Source organism: Amycolatopsis sp. FBCC-B4732 (assembly GCF_023008405.1).
GTDB classification, from domain to species: Bacteria; Actinomycetota; Actinomycetes; order Mycobacteriales; family Pseudonocardiaceae; genus Amycolatopsis; species Amycolatopsis pretoriensis_A.
The window spans coordinates 1,487,649-1,508,381 of record NZ_CP095376.1 but is presented as its reverse complement, the minus strand read 5'-3'; the positions used below and the strand labels follow the sequence as shown (position 1 = coordinate 1,508,381).

Here is a 20,733-nt window from a genome sequence, read left to right as displayed (position 1 = left end):
ACCCACTCTTTCCGTTGTCCGCCGGAGGGTTTCCAGGTGTTCACGAACCGGACCACGACACGGCACGCAGCGGCCCTCCGCGGTGGGCATCATGAGGCGCCCTCTCCCACCACACGCTGGAGGACCCATGATCCGCAAGCGGATCGCCGCCGTGTTCGCCGCCGCCGCTCTGGTCACCGCGGGCGCGGTCACGACCGCGGTCGTCACCCGGACGGCGGAGCCCGCCGTGCAGCCGACCGCGGCGGCCGTGCCCGCGTTCGACCACATCGTCCTGGTGATGTTCGAGAACAAGAAGTACTCCTCGATCAACGGCAGCTCCAGCGCGCCCTACTTCAATTCCCTCGCCTCGCAGAGCGCGAAGTTCACCAACTCGTTCGCGATCACCCACCCGAGCCAGCCCAACTACGTCGCCCTCTTCTCCGGCGCGACGCAGGGCGTCACCGACGACAGCTGCCCCGCGAACCTCGGCGCCAAGGCCAACCTCGGCCAGCAGCTGATCGGTGCGGGCAAGTCGTTCAAGGGCTACTCCGAAGCCATGCCGTCCGACGGCTACACCGGTTGTTCGAGCGGCACCTACCGGCGCAAGCACAACAGCTGGGTGGACTTCTCCAACGTCCCCGCCGCGAGCAACGTCCGGTACTCGAGCTTCCCCGCCGACTTCACCCAGCTGCCGACCGTTTCGTTCGTCACGCCCGACATGTGCAACGACATGCACGATTGCAGCGTCGGTACCGGCGACACCTGGCTGAAGAACCACCTCGACGCCTACGCGCAGTGGGCCAAGACCCACAACAGCCTGCTGATCACCACCTTCGACGAGGACAGCGGCACGTCGGTCAACCAGATCTTCACCAGCTTCACCGGCGCCCACGTCAAGGTCGGCAGCTACAGCGAATCGATCAACCACTACACCGTGCTGCGCACGATCGAGGCGTCCTACGGCCTGCCGGGCATCGGCGGCGCCGCGAGCAAGTCGCCGATCCTCGACGTCTGGCAGTAACCCGCGTGTACCTCTCCACCATCGGCCGCCGAGAGCACGCCGCGAAGGGCAAGCTCTCGGCGGTCGGCGCGAACGTCTTCGCGCTCGGCGCGGTCAGCCTGGTCACCGACGTCTCCTCGGAGATGGTCACCGCGGTCCTGCCGGTCTACCTGGTGCTCGGCCTGCACCTGAGCCCCGCCGCGTACGGGCTGTTCGACGGCCTCTACACCGGCGCGACGGCGGTGCTGCGGATCGCCGGCGGCTACGTCGCCGACCGGGTCCGGCGGCGAAAGGTGGTGGCCGGCGCGGGGTACGCGCTGTCCGCGGTGGCGAAGCTCGGGCTGCTCGCGGCCGGGGCGTCGGCGGCCGCGATCGGCGCGGTCATCACGCTCGACCGCACCGGCAAGGGGCTGCGGACGGCCCCGCGCGACGCGCTGATCACGTTGTCCGCGCCCGAACCCCTGCTCGGCCGGGCCTTCGGCGTGCACCGCGCGATGGACAGCGTGGGCGCGTTCGCCGGCCCGCTCGTCGCGCTCGCCGTGCTCGCCGCGGTCGGCGCCGCCGAACCCGAAGCCTTCGACGCCGTGTTCGTCGTCAGCTTCTGCGTCGCCGCGATCGGCGTGCTGCTGCTGGTGCTGTTCGTCCGCGACCACCGGACGCCGAAAGCGGCCGCGAACCCGGTCACCCCGCGCGCGGCGGCGGCGTTGCTGCGCGGCAGCGGCGTGCGACGGCTGCTGGTGGCGGCGTGCGTGCTCGGGCTGGCCACGGTCGGCGACGGGTTCGTCTACCTGCTGCTGCAGCACGAGGAGGACATCGCCACCGGCTGGTTCCCGCTGCTCGCGGTCGGCACGAACCTCAGCTACCTGCTGCTCGCCGCGCCGCTGGGCGCGCTGGCCGACCGGATCGGGCGGCTGCCCGTGGTGCTCGGCGGCTACGGCGCGCTGGCCGTCGTCTACCTGCTGCTGGCCGGGCCGGTGTCCGGGTGGCCGCTCATCGCCGCGGCGCTGGCGTTGTACGGCGCCTTCTACGCGGCGACCGACGGCGTGCTGATGGCGCTGGCCGGTCCGCTGCTGCCGGAATCGTTGCGCACCACGGGGATCTCCCTCGTGCAGACCGTCCAGGCGCTCGCGTACTTCACCTCGTCCGTCCTCTTCGGACTGGCCTGGCAGTTCTGGGGTCCCGAGCGCGCGATCGGCGTCGCCGCGGGCGGGGCCGTGGTCGCGATCGGCGTGACGTTCGCCGTCCTCTCGCCACGGAAGGCCACCGCATGAAGGTCCGGATCCTGATCGCCGTCGCCGGCGTGCTCGTGCTGGCCGGGGCGGCGATCGCGTACGTCGGGTTCGCGAGCGCGCGCGGCCACGCCGGCACCGCGACCGGCGCGGTCAGCCTCTCCCCCGGCCCGCGACTGCTGTTCCGCAGCACGGCCGACGCCGACCGCGGCCACGTCGCCACCGTGCCGACCACCGACCCGGGCGGGCCGCGGACCGTGTCGCCGCTGTCGTGCAGCCGGGTGTACGCCGCCGGCGGCACCGGGCTCTGCCTGCGCCCGGACGGCGACCTGACCACCTACCAGCTGGTGGTGCTCGACGCGGGGCTGGCGTCGAAGCGGGAGATCCCGCTGGTCGGGCTGCCGAACCGGGCGCGGGTGTCGGGCAGCGGCCGGATGCTCGCGTGGACGGTGTTCGTCACCGGCGACTCCTACAACGGCGGCATGTTCTCCACCCGCGCCGGCATCCTGGACACCGCGACCGGCGACCTGGCCGGCACGCTCGAGGACTACGCGGTGACCGTCGACGGCAAGCCCTACCAGGCGGCCGACCTCAACTTCTGGGGCGTCACGTTCACCGCCGACGACCGCCACTTCTACGCGACCATGTCCTCGGCCGGGCACCGGTACCTCGTCGCGGGCGACTTCGCCGCGCACACGATCCGCACGCTGCGGGAGAACGTCGAGTGCCCGTCGCTGTCCCCGGACGGCACGCGGGTGGCGTTCAAGTCCGCGGTGGACGGCGACCCGGCCCGCGGCTGGCGGCTGTCGGTGCTGGACCTGGCGGCGTCGACGGTGACACCGCTGGCGGAGACCCGCAGCGTCGACGACCAGCCGGCCTGGCTCGACGACCACACGATCGGCTACGGCGTACCCCGGGCGCCGGGCCACGCGGACGTCTGGTCGGTGCCGGCGGACGGCACGGGTGCGCCCCGGCTGCTCATCCCGGAGGCGGAGTCGCCGGCGGCGTTGACGGCCGGCCCCTGAAGTCAGTCCATCTTGCGGAGGCCGTCCAGGATGCGGCGCATCAGGTCGGTGTCGGGGGCCGCGAACGCCAGCTGCGGCGCCGGCACGCGGCCCATCGGGCGCGGGGGCGGGAGGGTGCGGGGCGTCCGCCACGGCAGCCCGTCCAGCGAGGACTCGGGGCCCGTCTGCCGCGGGATCGGCAGGGTCGGCAGCGCGATCGTGCCCGCCTCCGCGACCCGGCGCGCCGACTGCTCGAAGCGCAGGCGCGCCTGGATGCCGGCCACCGTCCAGTCCGGCTCCTCGTCCGGCTCGTCGGGGCCGCGGCGCGTGCGCCGCTCGAGGGCGATCGCCCAGGCCGCGGCGGCCAGCGCCGGGAGCAGCAGGCCGGCGACGATGGCGAGGCCGGGCAGGTCCGCGGCCATCAGGCGGCCTCGGCGACGGGTAGCAGCATGGCGTTCACTTCCGGACGGACGGTTCTTCCGAAGCATGGCCGACACCTGGCTATTCGACGTGAACGAATTTCGCGGACCCCAGACCCCCGCAGCTCAGGACCGGTTTCGGGGTAGCCGGAAACAGGCCCCTCACCAGGTAGTACGGACGCGCGGCGCAGCCGGTTCACTTTTGTTTCGTACGGCCCGTGTACACCCGGTCGGCAAACTCGCGGAATGCGCATTTCGACCTGGCTCGTGGCCGCCGCGCTCGCGCTGACCGGCCTCGCCCCCGCGCCCCCGGCCCTCGCCGCGGACGGCAACCCGCTCGAGAAGACGAACGGCTTCCACGTCGACCCCGACTCGAACCCGGCGGTCTGGGTCCGCGACCACCCGTCCGACACCCTCGCGGGCCCGATCCGGACGTCGATCGCGACGAAGCCCGGCGCCCGCTGGTTCGGCACCTGGAGCGGCGACATCCGCACCGCTGTCGACAAGTACACCTACGCCGACAAGCTCCCGGTCCTGGTCGCCTACAACATCCCGGGCCGCGACTGCGGCGGCGAGTCGACCGGCGGCGCGGGCGGCCCTCAGGCCTACCGCGGCGTCCCGGTTGAAGCAGGTGGGCGTCCAGTCGATCCACGGCTTCGTGCTCAACGTGTCGAACTTCTCCACCACGGCCGAATCGACCACCTACGGCAAAGCGGTCGGCTCGGCCCTCGGGTACGCGGCCCCGTTCGTGGTCGACACGAGCCGCAACGGCGCCGGCCACGGCACGGATCCGGAGTGGGGCAACCCGCCCAAGCGCAAGCTGGGCGCGACGTCCCAGCCAGGCGGCGGCCCGGAGCTGCAGCTGTGGATCAAGGTCCCGGGCGACTCGGACGGCAGCTGCGGCTACGGGACGGGCGTGCCGGCCGGGACGTTCAGCCCGGCATTGGCGAACCACCTGCTCAAGGGCGACTGACCCGGGCGCTCCTGGCGTGGTGGGATGACGCACGGTTCCCGGCACCGACGGCGCTCGCCCACGCCCGTTCTCGTGGGGGCCGCGATCCTGCGGGGCGGCACGCGAGCCGACCACCGCGACGCGTTCGACACCGGCTGGAAGAGCGCGGCGGCGGAGTTCGGCGACAGCGAATTCGGCCGGACCGGGTACTTCGTCAACGTCCGGTTCGCGGAGCGGTCTGGCCCGCCGGCTCGATCGCGAAAGGCGGCGGCGTCACCCCGGAGTGACCCGCCCCCGACCCAGGTCGCACGAGGTCGCCAGCTCGGCCGGGGTCGCTCCGGCGGGGCGGGCGATCGTCGCCGACGCCGGCGGGCGCACCCCGCGCAGCCAGCCCGCGAGCGCGTCGAACGCCGTCCGGAAGCACGGGCCCAACGGCCGCAACCGGTCCGGGTACTGGTCGACCAGGCCGTCGACGTGGTTGCCGCCCTCGATGCGGTAGTACCGGTGCAGCGGCCCGCGCCCGGACGCACTGATCATCCGGTCGTAGACGTCGGAATCGCGCGTGATCGGCAGCAGCGTGTCCCACGTCCCGTGCAGCGTCAGCAACGGCTTCCCGATCCGCCCCGTCAGCGAAATCCGCTCCACCGCCCGCACCACCGAAGCAGGCCGGGACGAGTACGCATAATCCGCGTCACACGCCGGCGTTCCCGAAGCGCAGAAAGGGGTTCCGGCCAGAACCGCGCCGTCGAACGACGGGTCGGCCTCCTCGCGGTAGATCCGCTGGGTCAGGTCCCAGTAGACGCGGTAGTGGTAGTCCCACAGGAACTCCGAGCCCGGCGCGAAGCCCGCGTCCAAAATGGACTGGTGGGCGGCCGGCGACCCCGCCGCGTAAGCCGGGTACGCCCGCAGGGCCGGGGGCAGGAACGTGAACAGGTTCGGTCCATCGGCACGCCACAGCGTCCCCTCCCAGTCGACGCCCCCGGCGTAGAGCCACGGCCGGTTCTCCAGCTGCCACCGGACGAGGTATCCGCCGTTGGACAGCCCGGCCGCCAGCGTCCTCGCCGGCGGGCGGCCGTAGTGGCGGGTCAGCGCGCCGCGGGCGGCGAGCGTCAGCTGCGTGACGCGCGTGTTCCACTCCGCCAGCGCGTCGCCCGGGCGGACGCCGTCGGTGTAGAACGCCGCGCCGGTGTTGCCCTTGTCGGTGGCGGCGAAGGCGTAGCCCTCGGCCAGTGCCTGGTCGCCGATCGCGCGGTCGTTCGCGTACTGGCGGCGGACGCCGGGCGAACCGGCCACGACGAGGCCGCCGTTCCAGCGGTCGGGCATCCGCAGCACGAACTGGGAGTCGTGGTTCCAGCCGTTGTTCGCGTTCGACGTCGAGGAGTCCGGGAAGTACCCGTCGACCTGGACGCCCGGGACGCCGCTCGGCGACGGGAGTCCCGCCGACGTCAAGCCGGCCCAATCGGCTTCGACCGTGTGGCCGGACTTCAGCGTGCCGGTCGTCGTCAGGTCGTCCAGGCACACCGCGACGGACTTCTCCGCGCCGGGCACCTCCGCCCGGCAGCGCCCGGCCGAAGCCGACGCCGTCGCGGGCAGCGCCGCCGCGAGCGCACCCGCCAGTACCCAGGTCAGCCAACCGCGCACGGTCCACCTCCGGTCTCGTCGATGAGACAGAACTCAAGCGTCCGCACCGCCGGAGAGCCACCCCGCCGGGCACCATGAATTCCGGCGCCGATGTGGTGGACGGCCACATGGTCCCCGCCGCCGGTCCGACTTAGCGTCGCGGGAAACCCTCTCAACGACGAGAAGGAGTTCACCTTGCGCAAGCTCGCCTTCGCCGGACTCGCCGCGATCACCGCCGCCGTGCTCACCACCGTCGGGGTGGCCGCCGCCGACCCGCCGCCGTCGTCCCTGGTCCAGGTGCCGGACTTCGGCGCCAACCCGGGCGCACTGGCGATGTACACCTACACCCCCGCCGGGCTCGAAGCCGGCCGCCCGGTCGTCGTCGCCCTGCACGGCTGCACGCAGAGCGCCGCGGACTACTACGCCCACTCCGGCTGGCCCGCGCTGGCCGACCGGTGGCGGTTCGAGGTGGTGTTCCCGCAGACGTCGACCGCGAACAACTCGCTGAAGTGCTTCACCTGGTTCGACCCCGCCGACGACACCCGCGGCAAGGGCGAAGCGGCGTCGGTGAAGTCCATGGTGGACAAGGCGGTCGCCGACCACGGCTCGGACACCAAGCGCGTGTTCGTCACCGGGCTTTCGGCGGGCGGCGGGATGACCGCGGACCTGCTCGCCGCGTACCCGGACGTCTTCGCCGGCGGCGGTGTCATGGCCGGCCTCCCCGCGCAGTGCGCCACGAGCATCACGCAGGCGTCGGGCTGCCAGCAGAACAACCAGAACCTGAGCCCGGCGCAGTGGGCCGCGAAGGTCACCGCGCAGAACCCCGGCTACGGCGGGCCGTGGCCGCGTGTCGCGATCTGGCAGGGCACCGGCGACTACACCGTCTACCCGGTCAACGGCACCGAACTGCGCGACCAGTGGACCGCGGTGCACGGCGTTTCGCAGACGCCGTCCAACACCCAGTCCCTGCCCGGCAGCACGACGGTGACGAACTATGGCGACAAGGTGCAGCTGTACTCGATCGCCGGCATGGGCCACGGCACCGCCGTCGACCCGGGCAGCGGCACGACGCAGTGCGGCAGCACCGGCGCGTACTTCCTCGCCGGGATCTGCTCCAGCTACTACACCGGCGTGTTCTGGGGCCTGGACAAGGGAACCGGCACCACCACGACGGTCGCGCCGCCGACCACCACGACGACGACCAGCGCCCCGCCGTCGGGGACGTGCGTGAGCGCCAGCAACTACGCCCACACGCAGGCCGGGCGCGCGCACCAGAGCGGTGGCCAGACCTACGCCAACGGCTCGAACCAGGCCATGGGGCTGTGGAACACCTTCACGACGCACGCGCTGCGCGAGACGTCGCCGGGTTACTGGGTGCTCGCCGACGGCCAGTGCTAGAGGAAGATCCGCATCGGGTTGAGGTCGTCGTAGCCGTGCGGCTCGGTCAGCCGGCCGAGCCGCACGGGCACGTCGTAGAGCCGGCCGGGCGCGAACCGCGCCCAGAAGCCCCGCAGGCCCGGCACGATCACCTTGACCACGGGCAGGCCGATGTCGGGCCGCGTCTGGTCGAGCACGAACACCTCGAGCCCGGCCGCTTCCAGCCGCGCCCGCACCAGGTGCACGTCGGCCAGCAGGTCGGGTGAGGAGAGGTCGGGCGCGAGCGGGTGGCACGCCGGATCGGGCAGCAGGTACGGCTCGGTGGCCACCGTCGCGTCCCGCAGCCACCGCACCGCGTCCGGGTCGTCACCGCCGTCCCACCCGTCGAGGACCGCGGGCACCAGCTGGTTCAGCTCGGTCAGCGCGCGCCGCAGGGCGACGGCCGGGTCGAGGTGCGCGCCGAACCCGAGCATGATCGCCTCGCGGGGTCCGCCGACCTGCCGGGAGACGGCGGCCAGCACGGGGATCCCGAGGTCGGAAGTGACGTCGAGGACCCAGACTTCGCGCCCCAGCCCGGCGTACACCTCGCGCAGTTCAGCGATCCAGGGGTCGCCGGACGCGGCCAGGTCGACCGCCGGGTGCCGGGTGCGGTTATACCACCACAGCGCGACGGCGTCGCGTTCCACGACCTCCAGCATTCCTTGCAGCACCGCGTCTTCCAGCGTGCCGCCCGCGGCGTTGCCGTTGGAGTCGGCGAGCACGGACGGCGGCCCGGGCGCGTCGAAGTACAGCAGAGCGGTCGGGAACAGCCGGTGCTCGCCGCGGGTCAGCGACCACACCGGCGTCCAGTCCAGCACTTCGTCGTCGTCGAACGGCTCGCCGACGAACTGGAACGGCCCGTGCCGCGCGTTGATCCGCGCCCGGTCGGCGAACTGCCGTTCGTGGAACAACTGGCACGTGTCGGGGTGCACGGCCTTGTCGCCCAGCGAACGGAAACTGGCGCGCACCCGTTCCTCGTCGCCGTCGTAGTGCCCGCTGTGCCGTTCGAGGGCCTCGCACAGCGCGCCGACCTCGGCCTGGAGCGGGGTGACGCCCTTGCCGCCGTTCTCGCTGCGCAGCGCCGTGCGCAGCCGCTCGGCACCACGCCGGCCCAGCGCGGTGTTCGGCCCGGAGCGGAACGACGCGAACAGCGCCGGGCCGCGCGTGTCGCGGCGCAGCTCCTTGACGACGCCGGTCAGCGGGCTGACCAGGTGCCGGTGTTCGCCGAGCACCTGCTCCGGCGGCAACGCGCGGTGCCCGCCGCCACCGAACTGGGTCTTGGGGCGGGATTCGAGGACCACGGGCCGCCGTGTCCGGTCGCGGACCAGCTCCGGGTTCCCGCAGGACGCGCACTGCGGGCGGGCGCGCACCTCGTGCCGCTCGCCGGTCAGGTCGCGGCTGTCGAACGTCCACAGCGCCCGCTGGCCCGGGTACCGCTGCCCGGCCAGCCACTTGCGCGCTTCGAGGGCCACCAGGTTGAGCGCGACGGCGGTCAGCGGCGCGAGGGCGACTTCCGGGCGCGGCAGCGGGCCGGGCAAGCCGAGCGCGGCACGGACGTGGGCCTCGGCGGGCCGGTTGCCCCACAGCCGCGCGGCCAGGCAGTGCCAGCACGGACCGTCACCGGGGGTGAAGAACGGGCCGAGCCACACCCGCGCCCCGAGTGGTTTGGCGAGCAGCCACGGCCGCCCGGTGCGGCGGTGCTCGGCGTCCACATCGGACAGGTGGCCGGCGAGGTAGTCGTGGCACAGCACGAGGGAAAGGCCGGCGTCCTCGGCCACGGTGAGCCCGGCCGCGCGCAGGACGTCCACCGTCGCGGGGTCCGCGCCGAGCACCGCGACCCGGCCGGACGCGGGTTCGCCGTCCACCGCGTCCCAGTAGGCCGATTCGGGGTCGGAGACCGCGGATCGCAGGCCGATCAGCCCGGCTTCGGCGAGCCGCGTCAGCACCCCGGCGGCTTCGTCGGCCGGGACGTCGGGCGGCAGTTCCCGGCGCAGGGCCGCGAAGTCCCTGGTGCCGTCGAGCAACGGGACCAGGGACTCCACGTGCGGCCCGCGCAAGGCTGTCGCGCCTTCTTCGGAGAGCACGTACACCGCGTCGCCGGGCACCACCGCGGTACCGAGGTGCCGCTTGAACCCGACGACCGGCGGGGCGGGTTCGGTCACCTACAGGGGCTGACCGACGGGCGAACCGGGTCCGCCACCCAGGTGTAGCACAGCCGCGCCGGGGACCCGGTGGACTGGCCGCCGTCGAGCCGGTCGATCGCCAGCCCGGGCACCTCGGCCGGGACCACGTCGAACCCCGCCGCGAGCGCGCTTTCGAATTCCTTCACGAGAACCCCCATCGTCTCGGTATCCGTCGGCTTCCACGGTGCCCGCCGGCGGCGCGTCCCGCTAGGGCCGCCCGGCGCAACGGGCTTTGGTCCGCAGCACGCTGGAAGAAATCACCGCGAGCCGAGGCGGTGCAGGCGCAGGGCCAGCTGGATTTCCAGCGCGCGGTCCGGCGCCTGCCAGTCTTCGCCCAGCAGCGAAGCCACCCGCTCCAGCCGCTGCACGACGGTGTTCACGTGGACGTGCAGGACGTCCTTCGTGCGCGCGAGCTGGGCCCCGTTCGCGAAGTACGCCCGCAGCGTCGCGACCAGCTCGGTGCCGCGGCGCTCGTCGTAGTCGAGGACCGGGCCGAGCGTCTGCCGGACGAACGCGTCGAGGTCCGCACGGTCGCCCAGCAGCTGGCCGAGGAAGCCGAGCCCGGCCATCGCCGCGCCTTCACCGGTGCGGCCGAGCGCGAGCAGGGCACGCACGCAGCGGGCGGCTTCGGCGTGGGCGTCCGCGATCGACGGCGGCCCGCTCGCCGGACCGGCCGCGCCCACCGTGACCGGGCGGCCGGTCACCGCGCCGAGGTCGGCGGCCACCCGGCGGGCCAGTTCGTCCGGGTCGCCTTCGCCGAGCAGCACGACCTCCTCCGCGTGCACGCCGACCAGCGTCGCGTGCCGGGCGGCGGCGCTCGCCACCCGCCGCCGCGAACCGCCGTCGGCGTGCGCGACCAGCACCGCGTGCGGGGCCGACAGGTCGATGCCCAGCCGGCGCCCGCGGGCCAGCAGCGCGCGGGGGTTGCGGTCGGGCGCGGTCAGCAGGTCGGTGAGCAGCTCGCCGCGGACCTCGTCCTCGGCCCGCACCACCGACCGCCGGAGCATCAGCAGCAGCGCCGTCACGACGCCGGCGCGTTCGAACAGCCGCCGGTCGGGGTCGGTGAGCCCGGCGCGGCCGGCCAGCACGAGGCTGCCGAGCAGCTCGGGACCGGCCTGCACCGCGCACACCCAGCAGTCCTTTGTGGACACCGCCCGCCCGGCGGTCCGGGCCGCGGCGAGCGCGTCCGGGTCCAGCGCGGCCGGGGCGGCCGAGCTCGCCAGGAGCGTGCCGTCGGCGTCGTACACCGTGAGGTCGCCGTGCAGCACCCCGGCGACGGCGGCGGCGACGTCCGGCAGGTCGCCGCCGCGCAGCACGAGGTCGGTGAGCCGGTCGTGGGCGTCCTCGGCGCGTCCCATCGCCTCGTTCTGCGCGCGGATCGTCGCGTTGGCTTCGTTGAGCTCGGCGACCGCGCGGCGCGTCTGGTCGAGGAGGTTCGCGCTGTCGAGCGCGATGGCGGCGTGGTCGGCCAGCGAGGACAGCAGGGCCACTTCGTCCGCGGTGAACTCCCGGGTGGCGCGGTCGGAGGCGAAGAGCACGCCGAGCACCTTGGGACCGATCGCCAGCGGGACGCCTAGGATCGCGGTCAGGCCTTCGTCCTTGACGCCGGAGTCGATGTGGCGGGTGTGCTTGAACCGCTCGTCGGTGAAGTAGTCCGAAGTCGCGTACGGCCGCGCGGTCTGCGCGACCAGCCCGCCGAGGCCCTCCCCCATGCCCAGCACGATCTGCTGGAACTCCGCCGACACCGACCCGTCACTGACCCGGACGTAGGTCTTGTTCTCGGCCTCGCGGTTCAGCGAAAGGTAGGAGACGTCGACGCCGAGCAGCGCCCGCGCGCGGCGGACGATCGAGCGCAGCACGGTGTCCGGATCGGACAGGGCGGCGAGCTCGCTGGCGGTCTCGAACAGCGCGGTGAGCTGGGCTTCACGGCGCCGGTGCTCGGCGAGCGTCTCGCGGATCCGCAAGGCCAGCTCGCCCGCGCTGGCCAAGGCGGCCAGGTCGCCCGCGCCGAGGGTGCCTTCGGCGCGGGCGGCCACGACGACGTGCGCCAGCTGCTCGGTGCTCGCCCCGGAGGCGAGGAGGTCGAGCAGCCGGCGCAACGCGTCGGAAGGTGCGGTCACGGCGGTCATGCTAGGGCGAAACGGCCGCCTGTTCCGCCTGGACACCCTCGTCGTGCAGCGACTGCCCGCGGGTCTCGCGGGCGGCCAGCAGCGCGATGACGGTGAGCAGGCACATCCCCGTGACGTACAGCGACACCGGCACCGTGCTGCCCCAGGCCGAGAAGAGCGCAACGGCGATCAGCGGCGCGACGGCGCCGGCGGCGATCGAGGACAGCTGACCGCCGACCGACAGCCCGGTGTAGCGGACGCGGGTCGGGAACTGCTCGGCGAAGAACGCCGCCTGCGGGCCGTACATCGCGCCGTGCAGCACCAGCCCGACGGTCGTGGCCAGCACGATCACGACCGACGACTTCGTGTCCAGCAACGCGAAGAACGCGAAGCTCCACACGGCCATCCCGATGGCGCCGAACAGGTAGACCGGACGGCGGCCGACGCGGTCGGACAGCCCGCCCCAGAGCGGGATGGTCACGAAGTGCACGGCCGAGCCGATCAGGACCGCGGTCAGGCCCATGCCCTTCGGCAGGTGCAGCCCGGTCGTGACGTACACCAGGATGAACGCGGTGATCACGTAGTACGACACGTTCTCGGCCATCCGCGCGCCGATGGTCACCAGCACCTCGCGCCAGTTGTGGCGGAAGACGTCGACGACGGGGACGTGCTTCTCGCCGCGCTCCTCGGCCCGCTGCTGCGCGGCGAGGAACACCGGCGACTCGGAGACGGCCAGCCGGATCCACAGCCCGATCAGCAGCAGCACCGCCGAGAGCAGGAACGGGATCCGCCAGCCCCAGGACAGGAACGCCGCGTCGGTCTGCGTCGCGGACAGGATCGCCAGGACGGCGGTGGCCAGCAGGTTGCCGCCCGGCGCCCCGCACTGCGGCCAGCTCGCCCAGAACCCGCGGCGGCGGTCGTCGCCGTGCTCGGAGACGATCAGGACCGCGCCACCCCATTCCCCGCCGAGCGCGAAGCCCTGGACGAGGCGCAGCAGCGTCAGCAGCACCGGCGCCGCGACGCCCGCCGAGGCGTACGTCGGCAGCACGCCCATGAGCGCGGTCGAACCCCCCATCAGCGACAGGCTGACGATGAGCAGTTTCTTCCGCCCGAGCCGGTCGCCGAAGTGGCCGAACACCAGGCCCCCGATCGGGCGGGCGAGGAACCCGACCGCGTAGGTCAGGAACGCCAGCAGCGTGCCGGTGAGCGGATCCGCCGTCGGGAAGAACAGCTTGTTGAACACCAGCGCGGCGGCCGACGTGTAGAGGAAGAAGTCGTACCACTCGATGGTGGTGCCGATCAGGCTCGCGCCGACGATCTTGGCGATCGCCGACCGGTGGGGTTGGCTCACTGCGGGCTCCACTTCCTTGTGGTCGGGCGGGATCTAGGCGGCGGTCCAGCCGCCGTCGAGCGGGATGGACGCCCCGGTGATGTGGCCGGCGCGCGGGGAGCACAGCCACACCACCAGGGAAGCGACGTCGCCGGGTTCGATGAGCTTCTTGATCGCGGCGCGGCGGAGGAGGACCTCGGCGACGACGTCCTCGCGCGGGATGTCGTGTTCGGCGGCCTGCGCGTCGATCTGGCCGTCGACCAGCGGGGTGCGGACGTACCCGGGGTTGACGCAGTTGCTGGTGACCCCGTGCTCGGCCCCTTCGAGGGCGGCGACCTTGGAGAGCCCTTCGAGCCCGTGCTTGGCGGCGACGTACGCGGCTTTGTACGGGGAGGCACGCAGCCCGTGGACGCTCGACATGTTGACGATCCGGCCCCAGCCCCTGGCGTACATCGACGGCAGCGCGTGCCGGATGAGCAGGAAGGGCGCGGTGACCATGAGTGCCTGGATGCGGGTGAAGACGTCCGGCGGGAAGTCCTCGATCGGCGCGACGTGCTGGATGCCGGCGTTGTTGACGAGGATGTCGACCTCGGCGGGCAGCGCGCCGATGGCGGCGGGGTCGGTCAGGTCGGCGGCGTGCGCCCAGCCCCCGACTTCGGTGGCGGCGGCTTCGGCGCGTTCGGCGTCCACGTCGACGACGTGCACCTTGGCCCCGGCCGCCGCGAGAGCGCGGACGCAGGCGAGGCCGATGCCCCCGGCCCCGCCGGTCACGAGGGCGGTGCGCCCGTCCAGATCGCTGGTCATGGACGGGAACGGTAAGCGTGACCCGCGTCGCGGACCATGTGTGCGGCGGCTACAAGCCGGGAAGATCCCGTGGTGCCGCCGCACACCTCGTCAGCGGGCCAGCACCGCCAGGTAGTGCGCGTTGGTCATGACGCCGAGGAGGTTGCCGAACGGGTCGACGACCGACGCCGTCACGAACCCCGGCCCGCGCTCGGTGATCGGCTCGCACTCCTTCGCGCCCAGCTCGTGGAGGCGGGCGACGGTCGCTTCGAGGTCGTCGACGTGCCAGTAGACGATCTCGCCGCTCGGCCCGCCCATGCTCGCCGGGACGTACTTCCGGTCGATCAGCCCGAGTTCGTGCTGGTGGTCGCCGATGCGGAACTCGGCGTACCCGGGCCGCTCGAAGTACGGCTCGATGCCCAGGAACCCGGCGTACCACTCCTTCGCGGCCTCGTGGTCGTCGGCGAAGTACGAAACGGTGGCCATTCCTCGCAGCACGGCTGCTCCTCTCGGACGGTGTGGAGCCAGCATGCGGGGTGAAAGTGTGCACCGAGTGAGCACTTTGTTTGCGACACTTCCCCCATGCGCGCCGACCGTCTCGTGGCCACCCTCCTGCTGATGCAAACCCGCGGCCGGGTCACCGCGGGCGAGCTGGCCGCCGAGCTGGAGGTCTCCGTCGCCACCGCCCGCCGCGACCTGGAAGCCCTCTCGGCCGCCGGCGTGCCCGTGTACCCGCAGCCCGGTCGCGGCGGCGGCTGGCAGCTCGTCGGCGGCGCCCGCACCGACCTCTCCGGCCTGAGCGCCCGCGAGGCGCAGGCGCTGTTCCTCCTGGCCGGCCCGGCCGCGGCCGGCGCCCCCGAGGTCAAGTCCGCGCTGCGGAAGCTCATGGGCGCGCTGCCCGGCACGTTCCGGGCGGACGCCGAGGCCGCCGCGGACGCGGTCGTCGTCGACCAGGCGGGCTGGGGCGAGCGCCCGAAGGACCGGCCGCCGGTGGTCGAGCTGCTGCAGGACGCCGTCATCGCCCGCCGCCGGGTCCACCTGGTCTACGGCGGCCGCGAGCGGTCGGAGCGGCTGGTCGACCCGTGGGGCCTGGTCGACAAGGACGACGTCTGGTACCTGGTCGCCGGCACGGAGAAGGGGCGTCGCACGTTCCGCGTCGACCGGATCGCCGCCGCCACCGTCAGCGAGGAGCCCGCCGACCGGCCCTCGGACCTGGAGCTGGCGAAGGTGTGGGAAGAGGTCGTCGAGGAGGTCGAGAAGCGCCGTTCGTCGCTGACCGCGGACGTGGTGCTGAGCCGGCGCCACTTCGGCGTGCTGCGGGACCGGTTCGGGCGGCACTGCGAGCTCGTCGCCGAGCTGCCGGACGACCGGGTGCGGGCCCGGGTCGCGGCGCCCGCGCCGATCATGATCGCGCAGGAGCTGGCGGGGTGGGGCGCGCTGGTCGACGTCGAGGGTCCGGAGTCGGTGAAGGCCGAGCTGGCCCGCTTGGGCGCGGAGCTGGTTGCCCGTTATGCCCGGTAATCCCGCACGCTCCCGAACACGCGCGGTATCGGGCCTGCTCAGGCCGATGCCCGCCGAGAAGCACCGCACTTGAACGCCGTTCGCCCGCTATGCTCGGTGAACCCCGTTAATCGGTCTACTTTGGACATGGTGGAGACCTACTACGAGTGTCCGTTACTCACCGGTATCTGGCCGTTCGGAGTATCCGTGATCACCCGTTTGCTGTTACTGTGACGCCTCCGTGACCTGAACGTGTGTTCGGTGACACTTCGGCGAGGGCAGACGATGCGTGACGATGTGGTCGAAGCGAGTGCGGTGGTCGGGCACACGCCGGACGTGGTGTGGCAGATCGTCGGATCGCCGGAGTGGTACGCGCGATTCGTGCCGGAGATCAGCTGGTGCGAGGTGCAGGAGCCGGCTTCGCGCGGGCGCGGGCCGAAGGGCGTGATCCGGATCGTCCCCGAGCGCGGGCCGATGCTGGAGGCGCAGGTGCAGGCCGTCGTGTACCGGCCGGGCGAGCACGTGGTGTGGTGCGGCGTCCCGGACGAGGGCACGTGGGTCTCCCTGGAGCTGAGACCCCTGGCGGGCGGCAAGACCGAGCTGTTCGTCCGGATGATGCTGCCGCCGGCGTACCTGGATCTGGTCTCGTCGATCAAGAAGGACGTCCGCGCCCTGGGCCGGCGGCTCGACCTGCACCTGGCCGGGCAGTACGACACCGAAGCCGATCGCGACGGCACCAAGGCGACCAAGCTGCGCACCACGAGCGTGCTGCTGCGCGCCGGCGTGCTGAGCCCGGCGCGGCCGGACAAGCTGGCCCGCCAGCTCCAGTCCCTCGCGCAGTGGGGCGCCACCGTCGCGGGCGGCTACCAGGCCGCCGCGGGCCGCGTCCCGGACGAGCAGGCGCTGCACGACGAGCGCAACCTCCGCACGTTCCGCCAGGTCCAGGAGCGCAGCAACCGGCTCGCCAACGCACTGAGCGAACTCGGCGTCAGCGAACGCGACCGGATCGCGCTGATGTGCCGCAACCACTCCGCGATGGTCGAGTCGTTCGTCGCGGCCAGCAAGCTCGGCACCGACGTCGTCCTGCTGAACACCGGCCTGTCCGCGGCTTCGGTCAAGGACGTGCTCGCCGAGCACAAGCCGTCCGCCGTGCTCGCCGACGACGAGTTCGCGCAGACCATCGCGAACGTCCCCGGCGACTTCGCCCGGATCAGCACCTGGCCGGACGCCGACGCCGGCTACCCGACCGTCGACGAGCTGATCCACGCCGCGCCCGCCGACCCGCCGAAGCCGGTCGAGCGGCCGGGCCGGCTGGTCGTGCTCACCTCCGGCACCACCGGGACGCCGAAGGGCGCGCGCCGCCCCACACCCAAGGGGCTCGGCTCGGCCGCCGCGATCCTCGACCGCATCCCGCTGCGCGCCGGTGACCGCATCCTCGTCGCCGCACCGCTGTTCCACAGCTGGGGCCTCGCCGCGATGCAGATCGGCATGGCGCTGCGGGCCTCGCTGGCGCTGATCCGCAAGTTCGACGCCGAAGAGACGTTGCGGACCATCGCGGAGCAGAAGTGCGACGCGCTGTTCGTCGTGCCGATCATGCTGCAGCGGATCATGGACCTGCCCGAACGCGTCCGCGCGCGCTACGACCTGTCGTCGCTGCGGATCGTGGCGAGCAGCGGCTCGGCGATGTCCGGGGCGTTCGTGACGTCGTTCATGGACACCTTCGGCGACGTCCTCTACAACTTCTACGGCTCGACCGAAGTGTCGTGGGCGAGCATCGCCGACCCCGCCGACCTGCGCGCGGCGCCGACCACGGCCGGGCGCTGCCTGCTCGGCACCCGCCTGGCCATCCTCGACGAGGACCGCAAGCCGGTGCCGCCGGGCGGCGAGGGCCAGATCTTCGTCGGCAACGACATGCTCTTCGACGGCTACACCAACGGCACCGACCCGGCGCGCGCGGCGGACCTGATGGCCACCGGCGACGTCGGCTACCTCGACGCCGCGGGACGGCTGTTCGTCACCGGCCGGGCCGACGAGATGATCGTTTCCGGTGGCGAGAACGTCTTCCCGCGCCCGGTCGAGGAAGCACTGGTCGCGCTGCCCGGCGTCCACGACGCCGCGGTGGTCGGGGTGGCGGACGCGGAGTGGGGCCAGCGGCTGGCCGCGTACGTCGTGCCCCGGCGCGGCGCTTCGCTGCACGCCGAGGACATCCGCGCGTACATCCACCAGCGGCTGGCGCGGTTCGCCGTGCCGCGGGACGTCTACTTCGTCCCGGACCTGCCTCGCAACGCGACGGGCAAGATCCTCAAGCGCCTCCTGCACGACGACACCTGGCCGGCGACCTCCGAGTACTGATGCCCGAACACACATCCGACGGCCGGTACATCGTCGTCAACGGCCGCCGCTGGCGCGCGACCGACCCGGAGATCCCGGCCGACGTCCGCGACCGGCTGCAGAAGCACCTGATGGCGGCCCGGCGCGTCCAGGACCGCGAGCGCACCCAGCTGGCGAAGGTGGCGCTGGGCGAGCGCGGCGAACCGTGGTGGGAGCAGACTTCCGCGCAACGGCGGGAGCGCTGGGAAAAGGGGCTCGCCGAGCTGGATCAGCCCACCGGCTGACGCAGCACGGTCTTGAGCTTCCCGGGCACGACCCGGCGCGGGTCGCCGAGGTAGACCTCGTGGTGCAGCCCGGTCGGCTTCAATCCTTGGCTCTCCAAGAATTCGTCGTGCAGGCGGGCCAGCAGCGGGCCTTCGTCGTCGTACGAACCGACGTGGAGCACCTGCGCGCAGCGGCCCTCGTGCAGCTTCTCGAGGCGGACCGGCGCGTCGATCTTCTTCTTGCGCCGCACGGTTTCCCGGGCTTCCTCGACGGCGTCTTCGCCGATCCACGGCGGTAGCGCGATGAGCATGGTCCACTGCCAGGCGTCCTTGGCCCGCACGGTGAAAGCGGCGTAGTCGTCCGCCCACCACAGGCCTTCGAGCGGGCCTACTACGAAGTCCTCGCCGGTCTTCTTCGCGGTCATCTTGATCGTGTACGCGAAGGCGTAGAGCGCTTCGACGGCTTGCTTGTAGCTCTCGGCCGTGTTCGGGTTGCCGCGGCCGTCGATCGCGAGGAACCGCTGCTCGGGCACGTCGAGCAGGGCCCAGTCGGTGTTCTTGGGCGCGTAGAGCGGTTTCAGCTCTTTCTTGAGGTCGTACGGCATCAGGACATCCCTTCCAGCCACGCGGCTTCCGCTTCGAGCTGCGCGATCGAGTAGTCGAAGATCGCCCGGACGAACGGCGGCGCGTCCGGCCGGGCCGCGGCGGCGCGGCGGACCTCGGCCAGCCGCTCCCCCACCGCTTCGGCTCGCCGGGCCAGCGCCGCGGCGAGCCGGTCCGGCGCGACGACCGGGCTGTTCGCCAGCCCGACGAGCACCGGCGGGTGCACCGGGCGCAGTTCGGCGATGGCGGCTTCCGCGGCGGCCGCGCACGCCGCCCGGCCCGCGTCCGTCGCCGTATACGTCTTCTTCGCCTTGGCGTGCGCGCGGTCCTGCTCGACTTCGGCGACCAGGCCGCGGTCGCGGAGTTTGCCGAGCACGTAGTAGATCGAGCTGAAGCCGAGCGCCGTCCACTCGCGCATGCCGCGTTCGGAGACGACTTCGTCCAGCTCGTAGCCGTGCCTCGGCCGCTCGGTCACCAGGCCGAGCACCGTGAGTTCCGCGTCGGTGAGCACGGGCCTATTCTAGTACTGGAATAGGCCCGTTCGTCAACGCTTCCGGAAATTGTCGGTGGGTGCTGGCATGCTTCAGCGAGTACCGGAAAGCGAGGGAGCACAGTGGGGGGACAGGTGGTGACGGCGGTGCCGTGGACCGCGGAGCGCGTGGCCGGGCTGGCGCCCGATCCCGCGTCGGAGAAGGCGGGCCGGGCGCTCGCCGCGCCGGCCAAGTGGTCGGGCGCGGGTGCGTCCGAAGACGCCGTGTGGGGCTTCTGCCAGGGCAGCGGCAAGAAGCCGTACCAGACGTGCGTCGAGCTCGCCGAGCCCGCGTTCCGGTGTTCCTGTCCCAGCCGGAAGTTCCCGTGCAAGCACGCACTGGGGCTGCTGATGCTGTGGGCGGCCGGGAAGATCGACGCGAGCGAGCCACCGGAGTGGGTGCACTCCTGGCTGGCCGAGCGCGCCGACCGCGCCCAGCGGGCGGAAAAACGCGCGGAAGCGGCCGGGCCGAAGGACGAGGAGGCCGCCGCGCGCCGGGCGGGCGAACGTGCCGCACGCGTCGAAGGCGGTGTCGCCGAGCTGAAGGTCTGGCTGACCGACCGGATCGGCGCCGGCTTCGCGGGCTTCGACCGCAACGGCGGCGAGGAACTGCGCACGGTCGCGGCCCGGATGGTCGACGCACAGGCGTCCGGCCTCGCGGGCGGGTTGCGCCGGGCAGCGGGCACCGTGGGCCGCCGTGACTGGCCGGAGGCGCTCCTTTCGGAACTATCGCTGCTGTACTTGCTGGCGGACGCGGCCACGAGGCTGGATTCGCTGCCGCCACCGTTGGCGGAGACGGTCCGGACCAGGCTCGGCTTCTCGGTGGAGACGGCCCGCGTCCTGGAATCCGGCGAGCGGGTGTCGGACGATTGGCTGATCACGGGCGCGGCCGACGAGGAGAACGACCGCCTCCTCACCCGCCGGACGTGGCTGCGCGGCCTCGGCACAGGGCGGGACGCGCTGGTGCTGTCGTTCGCCCCACCGGGCCGCCCGCTGGACGCGTCGCTGCCACCCGGGCACCTGCTGACGGCGGAGCTGGCGTTCTACCCGGGCGCGGCCCCGTTGCGGGCATTGGTGGTGGAGCGCGGAATCCCCCTCGCGGCCCCGGCTGCCGAGGGCAGCTCGATCCCGGCCGCACTGGCGGCGTACGCGGAGGCCATGGCGGCGGACCCGTGGCTCGAACGCTGGCCGGTCCTGCTTTCGTCGGTGACCCCGGCCGAACACCCGGGCGGCTGGTGTCTGTCCGAAAAGGACGGAACGGCGCTGCCGTTGGTCCCGTACGCATTCCCGTGGCCGTTGCTGGCGATGTCGGCGAGCAACCCGCTGACGGTGGCGGGCGAGTGGAGCCCCGCAGGCCTGCGCCCCCTGACGTGCTGGCACGAAAACCGGGCGGTGCGGCTGTGAACCACGTCCCCTTCCTTGCACCTGGTCCGACCCGGATCCCCGTCGGCCACCCCCTCGCCGAGCGCGCCGGTGCGGCCGCC

At 72.8% G+C, this 20,733-nt stretch carries 19 protein-coding genes and 1 pseudogene; 10 read left to right on the top strand and 10 right to left on the bottom strand.

The window, feature by feature from the left end:
- Positions 1–127: 127 nt before the first annotated feature.
- From MUY14_RS06150 to MUY14_RS06140, 3 genes are read left to right on the top strand one after another with little or no spacing between them, the layout of a single operon-like run.
- Positions 128–1,000 carry an alkaline phosphatase family protein gene (locus MUY14_RS06150; protein ID WP_247021687.1) on the top strand — a complete coding sequence of 291 codons (873 nt, stop codon included), beginning with the start codon at positions 128–130 and terminating at the stop codon, positions 998–1,000.
- Positions 1,001–1,005: 5 nt separating this feature from the next.
- Complete coding sequence (locus MUY14_RS06145; protein WP_247021685.1) at positions 1,006–2,250, top strand: MFS transporter; 1,245 nt, start codon at positions 1,006–1,008, stop codon at positions 2,248–2,250.
- Positions 2,247–3,233 (top strand): hypothetical protein, encoded by a 987-nt coding sequence (locus MUY14_RS06140; protein ID WP_247021682.1) that lies wholly within the window; start codon positions 2,247–2,249, stop codon positions 3,231–3,233. The genes MUY14_RS06145 and MUY14_RS06140 overlap by 4 nt, the downstream gene beginning before the upstream one ends.
- A gap of 2 nt (positions 3,234–3,235) precedes the next feature.
- On the opposite strand, the gene MUY14_RS06135 is transcribed toward MUY14_RS06140, so the two are convergent.
- A complete protein-coding gene (locus MUY14_RS06135) occupies positions 3,236–3,634 on the bottom strand; it encodes a hypothetical protein (protein ID WP_247021680.1) in 399 nt (132 codons plus the stop codon).
- 243 nt (positions 3,635–3,877) lie between these two features.
- On the opposite strand from MUY14_RS06135, the pseudogene MUY14_RS06130 reads away from it, so the two are divergent.
- Together MUY14_RS06130 and MUY14_RS06125 are read left to right on the top strand one after the other, a co-directional pair.
- Positions 3,878–4,174, top strand: a pseudogene (locus MUY14_RS06130) (endoglucanase); the annotation flags it as partial.
- 88 nt (positions 4,175–4,262) lie between these two features.
- The gene (locus MUY14_RS06125) at positions 4,263–4,604 is read left to right on the top strand and encodes a glycoside hydrolase family 6 protein (RefSeq protein ID WP_247025070.1); all 342 of its coding nucleotides are present in this window, start codon (positions 4,263–4,265) and stop codon (positions 4,602–4,604) included.
- 252 nt (positions 4,605–4,856) lie between these two features.
- Here the strand turns inward: MUY14_RS06125 and MUY14_RS06120 are convergent, their stop codons facing one another.
- Positions 4,857–6,224: a tannase/feruloyl esterase family alpha/beta hydrolase gene (locus tag MUY14_RS06120; RefSeq protein WP_247021678.1), complete on the bottom strand. Its 1,368-nt coding sequence runs from the start codon at positions 6,222–6,224 to the stop codon at positions 4,857–4,859.
- Positions 6,225–6,398: 174 nt separating this feature from the next.
- On the opposite strand from MUY14_RS06120, the gene MUY14_RS06115 reads away from it, so the two are divergent.
- On the top strand, positions 6,399–7,601 hold the full coding sequence (locus MUY14_RS06115) for a PHB depolymerase family esterase (RefSeq protein ID WP_247021676.1): 1,203 nt from the start codon (positions 6,399–6,401) through the stop codon (positions 7,599–7,601).
- On the opposite strand, the gene MUY14_RS06110 is transcribed toward MUY14_RS06115, so the two are convergent.
- From MUY14_RS06110 to MUY14_RS06085, 6 genes are all read right to left on the bottom strand, one after another.
- On the bottom strand, positions 7,598–9,781 hold the full coding sequence (locus MUY14_RS06110) for a TOMM precursor leader peptide-binding protein (RefSeq protein WP_247021674.1): 2,184 nt from the start codon (positions 9,779–9,781) through the stop codon (positions 7,598–7,600). The genes MUY14_RS06115 and MUY14_RS06110 overlap by 4 nt on opposite strands.
- Positions 9,778–9,948: a hypothetical protein gene (locus tag MUY14_RS06105; protein WP_247021672.1), complete on the bottom strand. Its 171-nt coding sequence runs from the start codon at positions 9,946–9,948 to the stop codon at positions 9,778–9,780. Before MUY14_RS06105 ends, MUY14_RS06110 begins: the two co-directional genes overlap by 4 nt.
- A 111-nt stretch (positions 9,949–10,059) precedes the next feature.
- A complete protein-coding gene (locus tag MUY14_RS06100; RefSeq protein WP_247021670.1) occupies positions 10,060–11,931 on the bottom strand; it encodes a GAF domain-containing protein in 1,872 nt (623 codons plus the stop codon).
- Between the two features lies 1 nt (position 11,932).
- Complete coding sequence (locus tag MUY14_RS06095; protein ID WP_247021668.1) at positions 11,933–13,261, bottom strand: MFS transporter; 1,329 nt, start codon at positions 13,259–13,261, stop codon at positions 11,933–11,935.
- 33 nt (positions 13,262–13,294) lie between these two features.
- The gene (locus MUY14_RS06090; protein ID WP_247021666.1) at positions 13,295–14,044 is read right to left on the bottom strand and encodes a 3-hydroxybutyrate dehydrogenase; all 750 of its coding nucleotides are present in this window, start codon (positions 14,042–14,044) and stop codon (positions 13,295–13,297) included.
- Positions 14,045–14,134: 90 nt separating this feature from the next.
- Positions 14,135–14,521 (bottom strand): VOC family protein, encoded by a 387-nt coding sequence (locus MUY14_RS06085; RefSeq protein WP_247021664.1) that lies wholly within the window; start codon positions 14,519–14,521, stop codon positions 14,135–14,137.
- A gap of 84 nt (positions 14,522–14,605) precedes the next feature.
- On the opposite strand from MUY14_RS06085, the gene MUY14_RS06080 reads away from it, so the two are divergent.
- From MUY14_RS06080 to MUY14_RS06070, 3 genes are all read left to right on the top strand, one after another.
- Positions 14,606–15,544: a YafY family protein gene (locus MUY14_RS06080; protein WP_247021662.1), complete on the top strand. Its 939-nt coding sequence runs from the start codon at positions 14,606–14,608 to the stop codon at positions 15,542–15,544.
- A gap of 264 nt (positions 15,545–15,808) precedes the next feature.
- Positions 15,809–17,875 (top strand): AMP-binding protein, encoded by a 2,067-nt coding sequence (locus MUY14_RS06075; protein WP_247021660.1) that lies wholly within the window; start codon positions 15,809–15,811, stop codon positions 17,873–17,875.
- Positions 17,875–18,138 (top strand): hypothetical protein, encoded by a 264-nt coding sequence (locus MUY14_RS06070; RefSeq protein WP_247021658.1) that lies wholly within the window; start codon positions 17,875–17,877, stop codon positions 18,136–18,138. The genes MUY14_RS06075 and MUY14_RS06070 overlap by 1 nt, the downstream gene beginning before the upstream one ends.
- Here the strand turns inward: MUY14_RS06070 and MUY14_RS06065 are convergent.
- Positions 18,123–18,722, bottom strand: a complete 600-nt coding sequence (locus MUY14_RS06065; RefSeq protein ID WP_247021656.1) for a GyrI-like domain-containing protein — start codon at positions 18,720–18,722, stop codon at positions 18,123–18,125. The genes MUY14_RS06070 and MUY14_RS06065 overlap by 16 nt on opposite strands.
- Complete coding sequence (locus MUY14_RS06060; protein WP_247021654.1) at positions 18,722–19,231, bottom strand: PadR family transcriptional regulator; 510 nt, start codon at positions 19,229–19,231, stop codon at positions 18,722–18,724. The genes MUY14_RS06065 and MUY14_RS06060 overlap by 1 nt, the downstream gene beginning before the upstream one ends.
- A gap of 114 nt (positions 19,232–19,345) precedes the next feature.
- Here MUY14_RS06060 and MUY14_RS06055 point away from each other — a divergent pair, with 114 nt between their 5' ends.
- A complete protein-coding gene (locus MUY14_RS06055; protein WP_315863281.1) occupies positions 19,346–20,653 on the top strand; it encodes an SWIM zinc finger family protein in 1,308 nt (435 codons plus the stop codon).
- Positions 20,654–20,733 lie beyond the last annotated feature (80 nt).